This is a genomic window from Haemophilus sp. THUN1691, assembly GCF_059704425.1.
This window is the reverse complement of sequence record NZ_AP046578.1, coordinates 1,027,429-1,039,519: the sequence shown is the minus strand read 5'-3', so window position 1 is coordinate 1,039,519 and position 12,091 is coordinate 1,027,429. Positions and strand designations below refer to the sequence as shown.

Genomic DNA, 12,091 nt, shown 5'->3' with positions numbered 1-12,091 from the left:
AATTTACCTGTATTTTTTACTGTTCGTTTATTTGTTTTGCTAACCAATCGGCAAGCACTTTACGTGATATTTTTATTGCGCCAGCAGATAAATCTACAGGCAATTCATAATAAGCTATTGGCTGTTTAAAGCGAGCCAATTTATCTTGTAAAAATTCAGTGAGTTTTTCGACCGCACTTTGATTAAAGGGTTCATTCAAAGCAACAATCGCAACTGGGCGATAGCCAAATTCATGATCGGCTTTGGGTAAAACAAAAACTTGTTTCACCATAGCATTTTTCAACATCACTTGCTCTATTTCTTCTGGCTGAATATTTTCACCACCTGAAATAAACATATTATCAAGTCGTCCGATAATAACCAGTTCACCCTCTTGCAAAATGCCTTTATCTTTTGTCTGAAGCCAGCCGTCGCTATTCGTTAATGGAAAAATTTGTCGATCTTTCCAATACCCCATCGCCAAACCTGCGCCTTTTAACCAAACTTCATCATCCACCAAACGATATTCTCGACCTAATAAGGGTTGCCCTACGCCTTGTTTTTTATCAAATTGTTTGGCAAAAACCGTAGAAGCCATTTCCGTCATTCCGTAGCCAGAATACGTTTCGACACCATATTTCACCATTTTTTGTGTAAGTTCTGTCGGAATATGCGCACCGCCCAGTAAAATATGACGCGTAGCAAATGAAATGCTCGGATTTTCCTGTAAATAATCTAATAAACGCTGTAATTGTGTTGGCACAAGAGAAACGTGAGTCGCCTCCAATAATGAAGCGTAAAAATCCGTTTTCGGAAAATGCAATTCAGCGCCACAACTCAACCAACGCCAAACAATACCTTGACCTGAAACATGATATAACGGCAACGAAAGTAGCCAAGAATGTTCGCTATCGAACTTCATCAATTCGCATACGCCCTTCGCATTATCTAAATGCGCTTGAACATTATGTACTACCGATTTTGGCAAACCTGTCGAGCCAGACGTGAGCGTCATTGTTGCAGGGCGAAAGAAATCGGCTTTTTGTATAGCAAAGTCAGCTTTTGGAAAAGCTCTCAAATCTTCATCACAAAAACAAAAATCGATATGATGAACATTACGCAATTCTGTAATTTTTTCTTGAGGAAACGCTGGATTAATACCTAAAATTTTTGCACCCAGTTGGATTGTAGCAAGATATAAAAATAAAATGTTTTCTGTATTTTTTCCGACAAAAGCAACCGCACTTTCAGGATTTACACCTTTATTTTGTAAGAAAGAAACAGTTTGATTCACTTTCTCGGCTACTTGCGCCCAATTAAAAACATCGCCCTGTGCAGTGCGCAAGGCGATTTTATGAGAAAACTTAGGTTGGATAGCAAAGGCTTGCCAAGGATACATCATTAATTTACCGTGAAATATGCCCGCACTTCGTCAATTAAACTTTCAGGCAAATCCATTGATTGCATTGCGCCTTCCAACATCAGCATTTTTCGACCACTGTTTGTGTTCGTGATCACCCAATAAGGCGTATCTGGAATTTGTTTTGGTTTTGTATGATTGCCGGCCATTAACAATGTCGCTTCATCACGTGCAAAATAAACTCGAGTGCGCCCTTGTAAAAATTCTGTGGCTTGCGCAAAACTCTCAGGATTAGTGCGATAAAGCACGCGCAGAATAGCTAAGAAACGCGTAACAGCTTTGCCTTCCTCTTGAAATTCTGTCGAGCTCAACAACGTTTGAACTTTTTCTACAATCTGATTAATTGCAGTTATCGGCTGTTTTTTGGTCGGTTTTACACTTTCTGACTTAGTTAGTTCCGTCTGTACTTCCACTTTTGATTCTGTTTTTTCATTACTTTCAGCCGGAGCAAATGTTAAGTCATCGGCGAAAACACTCGCATGTGCCGGTAAATTAAGCAAACGGCGTAAAATATCCGAAGCACTTTCCCCAATAGAGCGGGTTTGGCTCGCAATGTATTGGTATAATTCTTCATCAACTTCAATGATCTTCATTTTTTTCTCTCTGTTTGCTAGAATTTTTTTAATTATAGCGACTTCTTTACAAATTCTCACGCAAAAATTATGGCAAATTCATTGCTCAATTATCAATTTAATCAAGTAAAACAAACGATTAATTCTCCAACTTTAGTTTTTATTCACGGTTTATTTGGGGATATGAATAACCTTGGCATCATCGCTAGAGCTTTTAGTGAAAATTACAATATTTTACGCGTAGATCTGCGCAATCACGGCCATAGTTTTCATTCGGAAAAAATGAATTATCAACTTATGGCTGAAGATGTTATCGCGGTAATCCGCCACTTGAATTTACCCAAAGTGATATTAATTGGCCATTCTATGGGGGGAAAAACCGCCATGAAAATCACCGCACTTTGCCCAGAATTAGTCGAAAAATTAATTGTAATTGATATGTCTCCCCTGCCTTACGAAGGATTTGGGCATAAAGATGTGTTTAATGGCTTGTTCGCTGTCAAAAATACAGCCCCTCAAACTCGTCAAGAAGCCAAACCGCTCTTAGAAAAGGAAATTGACGATCAAGATGTCGTGCAATTTATGCTGAAATCTTTTGAACCCAATTCACCTGATTATTTTCGGTTTAATCTCACTGCACTTTTCAACAATTACGCTAACATTATGGATTGGGAAAAGGTGCATGTACTCACGCCGACGCTCTTTATCAAAGGCGGAAATTCTTCTTATATAAAAATAGAGAATAGCGAAAAAATTTTAGAACAATTTCCTCATGCGACGTCTTTTACTATTAGTGGTTGTGGGCATTGGGTGCATGCTGAAAAACCTGAATTTGTTATACGTGCGATAGAGAGATTTGTAAATAAGAATTAATTAATTTAAATGAGAATACTTTTGTAGTATACTCCCACATAATTTAGGGGATATCCCCTATTTATAATCAATACGTTAAATTTTAAAAGGAAAGAAAAATGGCAGTTGTTGGTCTATTTTATGGCAGTGACACAGGCAATACCGAAAACATCGCAAAAATGATCCAAAAACAATTAGGTAATGACTTAATCGATATTCGTGATATTGCAAAAAGTAGTAAAGAAGATATTGAAGCATACGATTTCTTACTTTTCGGTATTCCGACTTGGTATTACGGTGAAGCACAAGCTGACTGGGATGATTTTTTCCCAACGCTAGAAGAAATCGATTTTACAGACAAACTCGTAGGCATTTTCGGCTGTGGCGATCAAGAAGACTATGCTGATTATTTCTGCGATGCTATCGGCACCGTGCGCGACATCGTAGAACCGCGCGGCGCAATCATTGTGGGTAACTGGCCAACTGAAGGTTATACTTTTGAAGCATCAAAAGCATTATTAGAAGATGGAACTTTCATTGGGTTGTGTATTGATGAAGATCGCCAACCTGAACTCACGGCAGAACGTGTAGAAAAATGGTGTAAACAAATTTACGATGAAATGTGTTTAGCCGAGCTCGCTTAGAATTTTTCACATAAAAGGAAGGGAACTTTATGTCTGAAGAAAACATTAAATTACTTAAAAAAGCTGGATTAAAAATCACTGAACCTCGTTTAACAATTCTTAGCTTAATGCAAGAACACAAACACGAACATTTCTCAGCAGAAGATGTGTACAAAATCCTACTTGAGCAAGGGAGTGAAATTGGCTTAGCGACCGTTTACAGAGTATTAAATCAATTTGACGAGGCTCATATTCTAATTCGTCACAATTTTGAAGGTAACAAATCTGTATTTGAGCTAGCTCCAACTGAACATCATGATCATATTATCTGCGAAGATTGCGGAAAAGTATTTGAATTCAGTGACAATATCATCGAACAACGTCAACGTGAAATTAGCCAACAATATGGTATTAAGTTAAAAGCACACAGTTTATATCTTTACGGTAAATGTAGTGATATCAATAAGTGCGATGAAAACAATTCAAATAAATAACATCACTAAGGCGACTCAATGTCGCCTTTCTTATATTCAAATTTTATCCTAAAAAATAACCGCTCTTTTCTAAAGTGCGGTTATTTTCTATTTGAAATTTTGAGGATTAATAAACACCTTGTGCCAACATAGCATCAGCGACTTTGACAAAACCTGCTACGTTTGCGCCTACCACATAGTTGATATTTTCTTGTCCCTCAATCGTACCGTATTTTTTACAGTTTGCGTGGATATCTAACATGATTCGATGCAATTTTGCATCCACTTCTTCTGCAGTCCAATACAAACGTTGTGAGCTTTGCGCCATTTCTAAACCAGAAGTCGCCACACCACCTGCATTAGCCGCTTTACCAGGTCCAAATAATACACCTGCAGCCTGTAATGCGTCGGTTGCTTCAATGGTAGTTGGCATATTGGCGCCTTCAGCGACCAATCTCACGCCATTTTTAATTAAAAGTTGAGCATCTGAAAGTTCTAATTCATTTTGAGTTGCACAAGGAAGCGCAATATCAACTTTCACTTCCCAAGGGCGTTTACCTTCAAAATATTGCAAACCAAATTGTTCTGCATAATCTTTCACGCGACCACGTTTTACATTTTTAATTTCTAAAAGTGCGGCTAATTTTTCAGTAGTAAATCCCTCCGCATCATAAACATAGCCTGATGAGTCAGAGCAAGTCACCACTTTTGCGCCAAACGATAATGCTTTTTCAATAGCATATTGCGCTACGTTACCAGAACCTGAAACCGATACGACTTTACCCGCAAAGCTATCGCCTTTTTCAGCCAACATGGCTTGAGCAAAATAAACTAATCCATATCCCGTTGCTTCTGGACGAATTAAACTACCACCAAAAGATAATCCACGCCCAGTAAAGACGCATGCTGCTTGGTTCGATAATTTTTTCATATAGCCCGCTAAATAACCAACTTCGCGCCCACCAACACCAATATCACCCGCAGGCACATCAGTATCCGCCCCGACATGGCGATAAAGTTCAGCCATCAATGCTTGGCAAAAACGCATGACTTCTGCATCTGATTTCCCTTTCGGATCAAAGTCCGAACCACCTTTTGCTCCGCCCATAGGCAATGTAGTTAAAGCATTTTTAAAAATTTGCTCAAAACCTAAAAATTTTAAAATAGATAAGTTTACTGATGGATGGAATCGCATACCGCCCTTAAATGGACCAATTGCACTATTAAATTGCACTCGGAATGCACGGTTAACTTGCACCTGACCATTGTCATCGATCCAAGCTACACGGAATTGAAATGCACGTTCAGGCTCGACTAAACGTTCTAATAATCCCTCTGAACGATATTTAGGATTCGCTTCTAAAAAGGGCCAAATAGAAGTAAATACTTCTCTCACCGCTTGTAAAAACTCAGGTTGATGACCATCACGTTGAGCGACTTTTGCTAAGAATGCATCTAAGGAAGCAACTGTTGACATAATGAATTTCCTTCTTTGTTGTTGATGTTGTGTGTATTGTGTTTTTTATTATGTTCGCCTCATAGGCTCGCAATGACAATATGCAATGAGCGATTTAACGTTGCAATAATTTTTATGAAGGAAATTTAAAGAAAAACAAAACAAAAAGAAATTATCTAAAAAATCACCTTATCTATTAAATATAAAATAAAAATAAAGATAATAACCTAATAAAATGATGCTGTTTTAGGTGAAAATATGAAACTTTTACTAAGCTATAAATAACATTTATTCGTGAATAAAGAAAAAATATTGTTTTATGAAAAAACAACGCGAGGATGACATCAATGCAATAAAAAAGGGGCTAAGCCCCTATTTAATATATTAATCGATTTATTATTCTGTTTTTTCTGATTCATCGTTGTTTTCAACCGCAATTTCATCGTCTTTAGGTTGATAAAAACGAGCTACTAATAGGCCAAGCTCAAAGAGCAAGCACATCGGTACTGCGAGTAAAGTTTGTGAAAAAACATCAGGAGGCGTTAAAAGCATGCCGATAAAAAACGCTCCCACGATAATATAAGGACGTTTTTCGGAAAGAGCTTTCACAGTGGTAACGCCAGTCCAGCAAAGTAGAATGATAGCTATCGGTACTTCAAAACACACACCAAACGCTAAAAATAATGCCAAAGCAAAATCTAAATAGCTGCTGATGTCTGTTGCAATAGCAACACCTTCTGGTGCAGTTTGTGTAAAGAAACTAAAGACAAACGGGAACACAACGTAATAAGCAAAAGACACGCCACAATAAAATAAAATCGTACTTGAAAATAGCAACGGATAAATCATCCGTTTTTCATGTTGGTACAATGCAGGCGCAACAAAAGCCCAAATTTGATAAAGCAAATAAGGGACAGAAATAAAAACAGCAACAATCGCTGTCAATTTAATTGGCGTAAAGAAAGGCGTTTGAATATTGGTTGCGATCATCGTCGCACCTTTTGGCATAACAGCCGTTAAAGGTGCAGCAACGAAATGATAAATATCATTAGAAAAATACACCAATGCGACAAAAACCAATACGACACAAATCACACAGCGTAATAAACGGTTTCTTAGCTCAACAAGGTGTGTAATTAAAGGTTGAGATTCATCCACATTACTCATAAAAACTCGCTATGATTCAGTTTTTGAAGATTGAGATTTTGGTGCTGGAGCGATGTCAATCTCATCCGGCGGATAATAATCAGATAAACGCTCAGTCAATTCTGCTTGCTCGTGGGCTTCAAGTGCGGTTAAATCTGCAGGTTTTTTTTCTACTTCAGGTAAAGTTTCTGTAGAATCCTCAGTTAATGCCACATTTTGAGGCTTTTCTGCATTTTCAGCCGCACTTTTAATTTCTTTAATTTGCTCTTCCACCGTTGTACCAGCTTGAGCCGCTTTATCTTCTAGCTCTGCTTTCATTTTATCTGCTTGAGCTTTTAATTCTTCCACCGTTTTACTCAATTCTGGTGAAAGGGTTTGCAAGTTCAAAGATTCAGCTTTTTTGATACTATCCTGTAATTCTTGCAATTTTAGTTCTTGTTTCAACTCATTTTGCACATTGGCAGCTAAACCACGAATCGTTTTCACCCAGCCCATCACTGTGCGAATAGCGATAGGCAAACGCTTCGGTCCTAGCACAACTAGGCCAACCACCATTAACAAAACAAGTTCTGAAAAACCAATATCAAACACGGATTAAGCCTGTTCTTTCTCTTTTGTGGTTTCAGTTTTTGCAGATGTTGCATTATTGTCAATAGACTTAAATTCAGCATCCTTTGCTTTTTCATCATCTTGCATTGCTTTCTTAAAGCCTTTCACAGCAGCGCCAAGATCTGAACCCGCATTTCTTAATTTTTTCGTACCGAAAACCAATAAAATGACCACTAATAAGATAATCATTTGAGCAGGGGATAAACCAAACATAATAAACTCCGTTCTGTAAAAAAGAAAAAATTTGGGTCGGAATATACCCTTTTTACCCACGTAGAACAATAGCTATCGCGGATTATTTTTATGTTATTCTGATCTTAATCATAAAACTCAATTTTTAACTTGTTTATGTAATAAAAAAGTTAAAAAATTTATCTATATGCCAAAATGAGATAAACAATCTACAGATTTTCTATAGCTAAATTTAACAAATTCGTTATGTTGGAAAAGATGGATATAGGTAACTATGAAATTATTGTAAGTATAACTAGTGCAATCTATTTGATGGATAGGTAACTATTCCAATATAGTAACATAAGCCATCGATTAGAGCAGATTACTACTTTATCTTCAATATCAAAGCATTCGGCGTGATAACGGTAAGACAATCTTAAAAAGCGGTTTATTTTTAGCTAAATTTTGACCACTTTTCCCCTTTTAGGTCGTTTCAGGAATCTGCGGCAAATTTACGGCTTCCACCGAGCCTAATGCTTTGGCTTTTTGATAAAATGCTAACTTGTATTCCAGTAAGTTTAAATAGCGTTTTAATTCAGCAATCTGGCACTTCACATTTTCTGTTTGGCTTTCAAATAATGCAAGGCGTTCGTCAATGGTATCGTCGCCAATGGTGGTACATTCAGCGAAGCGTTTGATGTCTTTTAAGCTCATTCCTGTATTTTTCAAGCATTGTAATAAACTCAACCATTGCAAGTCGTTATCTGTAAAACGGCGATTGCCGTGTTCATCGCGTCCAACGTTAGGCAATAAGCCCTCTTTGTCGTAAAAGCGTAAGGTGTGGGCGGAGATACCGATTTTTTCGGCAGCTTTAGCGGTGGTGTAAGTCATTTCCCTTTCTTCCCAATAAAAAATTGCAAAAAACGCTTGCCTTAGAGTGAGCTCTAAAGTGTAAACTGTTGCTATCTTGCTTAGGCAAGGCAACTTTGTCAATGAATTAAGAGGAAGAACAATGGAAATTAAACAAATCAATTCAACAATCAAATCTCGTGCGGCGGTAGCATTCGCCCCAAATCACCCCTTACAAATTGTAGAAATCGACGTAGAAATGCCACGCAAAGGCGAGGTGCTAATCCGTAACACTCACACTGGCGTGTGCCATACTGATGCATTTACGTTATCAGGAAGCGATCCTGAAGGCGTATTCCCAGTAGTGCTTGGGCACGAAGGTGCCGGTGTAGTTGTCGCCGTGGGCGAAGGTGTGTTAAGCGTAAAACCAGGTGATCACGTTATTCCGCTTTACACCGCAGAATGTAGCGAATGTGAGTTTTGTCGTTCAGGTAAAACTAACTTGTGCGTCTCAGTGCGTGATACACAAGGTAAAGGCTTAATGCCAGATGGCACGACACGTTTTTCTTATCAAGGTCAGCCTATCTATCACTATATGGGCTGTTCAACCTTCAGTGAATATTCTGTTGTTGCAGAAGTGTCACTGGCAAAAATCAATCCAGAAGCGAACCACAAACAAGTATGTTTACTCGGCTGTGGTGTTACCACAGGTATTGGTGCGGTACATAACACAGCAAAAGTACAAGAAGGCGACTCTGTTGCCGTGTTTGGCTTAGGGGCAATTGGTTTAGCTGTGGTGCAAGGTGCACGTCAAGCCAAAGCGGGTCGTATTATCGCCATTGATACTAATCCTGCAAAATTCGAGTTGGCAAAACAGTTTGGTGCAACGGATTGTTTGAACCCGAACGATTACGATAAACCGATCAAAGATGTGTTGTTAGACATCAACAAGTGGGGCATTGACCACACCTTTGAATGTATCGGTAACGTAAACGTAATGCGTCAAGCATTAGAAAGTGCACACCGTGGTTGGGGACAATCCATTATCATCGGCGTAGCGGGTGCAGGACAAGAAATTTCAACGCGTCCGTTCCAGTTGGTCACAGGTCGTGTTTGGAAAGGCTCCGCATTTGGTGGCGTGAAAGGCCGCTCTGAACTGCCGAAAATGGTGGAAGATTCAATGAAAGGTGACATCCAGTTAGAACCGTTTGTGACTCACACAATGACACTCGATCAAATCAATGAAGCCTTTGAGTTAATGCACGAAGGTAAATCGATCCGCACGGTTATTCATTACTAAGGTACGCTATGAAACTTATTGAACAACATCAAATTTTTGGCGGTTTGCAGCAAGTTTGGGCACATGATGCCCAAACGCTTCAATGCGAAATGAAATTTGCCGTCTATTTGCCAAATAATCCGGAAAATCGACCGCTTGGTGTGATTTATTGGCTTTCCGGCTTGACTTGTACGGAACAAAATTTCATTACTAAATCAGGCTTTCAGCGTTATGCAGCAGAACATCAAGTGATTGTGGTTGCCCCTGATACCAGCCCTCGCGGAGAGCAAGTGCCGAACGATGCAGCTTACGATTTAGGGCAAGGTGCGGGCTTTTATCTTAATGCGACCGAGCAACCTTGGGCGACGAATTATCAAATGTATGATTATATTTTGAATGAATTGCCTGATCTGATTGAAGCAAATTTCCCTACCAACGGCAAATGTTCCATTATGGGACATTCAATGGGCGGACACGGTGCATTGGTATTAGCACTACGAAACCAAGAACGTTATCAAAGTGTTTCTGCCTTTTCGCCTATTTTATCGCCAAGCCTCGTGCCTTGGGGAGAAAAATCCTTTACTGCTTATTTAGGGGAAGATCGTGAAAAATGGCAGCAATATGATGCCAGTTCGTTCATTCAACAAGGCTGTAAAGTGCAAGGCATGCGCATTGATCAGGGCTTGGAAGATGAATTTTTGCCAACACAATTGCGTACCGAAGATTTTATTGAAACCTGTCGTGCGGCAAATCAACCGGCCGATGTGCGCTTCCACAAAGGCTACGATCATAGCTATTACTTCATCGCCAGTTTTATTGATGAGCATATTGCCTATCATGCGGCATTTTTGAAGTAAGCCAAAGAGTGGACAATTTTCAAAGCTGTTTGGGATAGCCGGCACGAGGGCGGTAAAGATGTGCCGGCAAAAGTTTATTCCGTCTGAACTAGAAGAACCAAGCCTGAAACAATATCAAAACATTTCTTTAAATAAGAATCTAACTTTTTGGAAAGGTAGATGATCTCTTTCTAGCCATTTTATCTTTATTTCCAAATACGGGAATCAAATATTTTCTTACGTAATTCAGGGTGTTCGTCAATTTTAAACTCTGGCGTTTTTCCTTCTTTAAGCTGGCGTTGATAATCCTTCATCAATTTCCATACGATTGGCGACAACATCAAAATTGCGATCAAGTTAATAATTGCCATGACTGCCATTACCGTATCTGCGAAATTCCACACTACATTGCCTGAACGAACCGAACCAAAATACACGAAGAATAGCACCATTAAACGGAACAAAAATACAAACCAAGGTTTATTCTTGATAAAACGGATATTACTTTCCGCATAAGCATAGTTACCAATAATAGAAGAATAAGCAAATAACAATAAGATAAACGCTAGGAAATGCACCCCAAATTCACCTATGTGATATTGCAAGGCATTTTGCGTAAGTGAAATACTTTTTAGCGTTTCGCTACCATAATTATTTGAAAGCAAAATAATCACGGCAGTACAAGAACAAACAATCATGGTATCAACAAACACACCCAACATCTGTACTAAGCCTTGACTAACAGGATGTTTAACATGAGCAGCCGCCGCTGCATTAGGCGCAGAACCCATCCCAGCCTCGTTAGAGAATAATCCGCGTTTAATTCCCATCATCATTGCTTTTGATACCAGCGCACCAAACATTCCGCCAGCGGCAGCGTCAACACTAAATGCACTTTGAATGATACGATGAATCACAGAAGGAATCATATCAATATGCATGCCAAGAATAATCACAGCCATAATCAAATAGAAAAGCGCCATCATTGGCACAAGACTACTCGAAATAACCGCAATACGCTTAACACCACCGAAAATAATAAGTGCGGTCAAAATTACTAATGAAATACCGACATATTCTCCTTTCCAATTCCACGCATTGCTCGTTGCTTCCACAATGGAGTTCGCTTGTACAGAATTAAAGGCAAAACCAAATGTAAAAATTAATGCAAGCGCAAAAGCCACTGCCATACAGCGTGATTTTAAACCTTGCACAATATAATAAGCGGGGCCACCACGGAATGAGCCATCTTTATCTTGAATTTTAAATAATTGAGCAAGAGTGGATTCAGCGAAAGCACTCGACATACCAATAAATGCCGTTACCCACATCCAAAACACTGCGCCTTCGCCTCCTAAGGCGATTGCCGTTGCAACCCCACCAATGTTACCTACACCAACGCGGCTCGCAAGACCTGTCGTAAACGCTTGGAAAGGTGTTAACGAACTCCCCTCCACCGCACGACCAAACCACATTTCACGAAGGCTTGCTGGGAATAAACGGAACTGTACAAATCCTGTTGTAATGGTAAAAAATAGACCCGTCCCAAGCAAAATAATAATTGTGGCATCCCATAAAGGTCCATCAAGGTGTGCGACTATCCAAGTTAGCACTTCTTCTAACATTTTTGAAAATTCAAATTCCATAATCATCCCTCAAGCGATAAATAATTTGATTGTATGGGTTTTCAATGAAAAGGCGAGATTTTTTAATAATTTCTCTAAAGAAAAGAAATACAAAGAAGAAAAAATCTAATAAATTTAGAATATTCTAAATATTTTTCAAAATAAAGGGCGTATTATTTAAACACGCCCCACTAGTTT

General features: G+C 39.0%; 13 protein-coding genes. 5 read left to right on the top strand and 8 right to left on the bottom strand.

Annotated elements, in window-relative coordinates:
* Positions 1–16 precede the first annotated feature (16 nt).
* Both menE and seqA read right to left on the bottom strand, forming a co-directional pair.
* Entirely contained in the window at positions 17–1,378 is a 1,362-nt protein-coding gene (menE, locus tag AC6H0J_RS05085; protein ID WP_497513583.1) for an o-succinylbenzoate--CoA ligase, read from the bottom strand.
* Between the two features lie 2 nt (positions 1,379–1,380).
* Positions 1,381–1,992 carry a replication initiation negative regulator SeqA gene (gene seqA / locus AC6H0J_RS05080; protein WP_497512971.1) on the bottom strand — a complete coding sequence of 204 codons (612 nt, stop codon included), beginning with the start codon at positions 1,990–1,992 and terminating at the stop codon, positions 1,381–1,383.
* A gap of 69 nt (positions 1,993–2,061) precedes the next feature.
* Between seqA and AC6H0J_RS05075 the strand changes: the two genes are divergently transcribed.
* The 3 genes from AC6H0J_RS05075 to fur all read left to right on the top strand — a co-directional run bounded on the left by AC6H0J_RS05075 (position 2,062) and on the right by fur (position 3,940).
* Positions 2,062–2,844 (top strand): alpha/beta fold hydrolase, encoded by a 783-nt coding sequence (locus tag AC6H0J_RS05075; RefSeq protein WP_497512969.1) that lies wholly within the window; start codon positions 2,062–2,064, stop codon positions 2,842–2,844.
* Between the two features lie 98 nt (positions 2,845–2,942).
* Positions 2,943–3,467, top strand: coding sequence for a flavodoxin FldA (gene fldA, locus AC6H0J_RS05070; protein WP_005629135.1), 525 nt, complete (start codon positions 2,943–2,945; stop codon positions 3,465–3,467).
* Positions 3,468–3,496: 29 nt separating this feature from the next.
* Positions 3,497–3,940 carry a ferric iron uptake transcriptional regulator gene (gene fur, locus AC6H0J_RS05065; RefSeq protein WP_114892332.1) on the top strand — a complete coding sequence of 148 codons (444 nt, stop codon included), beginning with the start codon at positions 3,497–3,499 and terminating at the stop codon, positions 3,938–3,940.
* Positions 3,941–4,046: 106 nt separating this feature from the next.
* Here fur and gdhA read toward each other — a convergent pair whose 3' ends face one another.
* The 5 genes from gdhA to AC6H0J_RS05040 form a co-directional block, all read right to left on the bottom strand.
* On the bottom strand, positions 4,047–5,396 hold the full coding sequence (gene gdhA / locus AC6H0J_RS05060; protein WP_497512967.1) for an NADP-specific glutamate dehydrogenase: 1,350 nt from the start codon (positions 5,394–5,396) through the stop codon (positions 4,047–4,049).
* 375 nt (positions 5,397–5,771) lie between these two features.
* Positions 5,772–6,542, bottom strand: coding sequence for a twin-arginine translocase subunit TatC (gene tatC, locus AC6H0J_RS05055; protein ID WP_046953452.1), 771 nt, complete (start codon positions 6,540–6,542; stop codon positions 5,772–5,774).
* Between the two features lie 9 nt (positions 6,543–6,551).
* A complete protein-coding gene (tatB, locus tag AC6H0J_RS05050; RefSeq protein WP_046953451.1) occupies positions 6,552–7,112 on the bottom strand; it encodes a Sec-independent protein translocase protein TatB in 561 nt (186 codons plus the stop codon).
* Between the two features lie 3 nt (positions 7,113–7,115).
* On the bottom strand, positions 7,116–7,343 hold the full coding sequence (tatA, locus tag AC6H0J_RS05045) for a twin-arginine translocase TatA/TatE family subunit (protein ID WP_005629124.1): 228 nt from the start codon (positions 7,341–7,343) through the stop codon (positions 7,116–7,118).
* 444 nt (positions 7,344–7,787) lie between these two features.
* Entirely contained in the window at positions 7,788–8,195 is a 408-nt protein-coding gene (locus tag AC6H0J_RS05040; RefSeq protein ID WP_007526955.1) for a MerR family transcriptional regulator, read from the bottom strand.
* 121 nt (positions 8,196–8,316) lie between these two features.
* On the opposite strand from AC6H0J_RS05040, the gene AC6H0J_RS05035 reads away from it, so the two are divergent.
* On the top strand, positions 8,317–9,453 hold the full coding sequence (locus AC6H0J_RS05035; protein WP_497512963.1) for an S-(hydroxymethyl)glutathione dehydrogenase/class III alcohol dehydrogenase: 1,137 nt from the start codon (positions 8,317–8,319) through the stop codon (positions 9,451–9,453).
* Between the two features lie 8 nt (positions 9,454–9,461).
* Positions 9,462–10,289, top strand: coding sequence for an S-formylglutathione hydrolase (fghA, locus tag AC6H0J_RS05030; RefSeq protein ID WP_497512961.1), 828 nt, complete (start codon positions 9,462–9,464; stop codon positions 10,287–10,289).
* 185 nt (positions 10,290–10,474) lie between these two features.
* Here fghA and AC6H0J_RS05025 read toward each other — a convergent pair whose 3' ends face one another.
* A complete protein-coding gene (locus tag AC6H0J_RS05025) occupies positions 10,475–11,914 on the bottom strand; it encodes an alanine/glycine:cation symporter family protein (RefSeq protein WP_046953449.1) in 1,440 nt (479 codons plus the stop codon).
* Between the last annotated feature and the right edge of the window lie 177 nt (positions 11,915–12,091).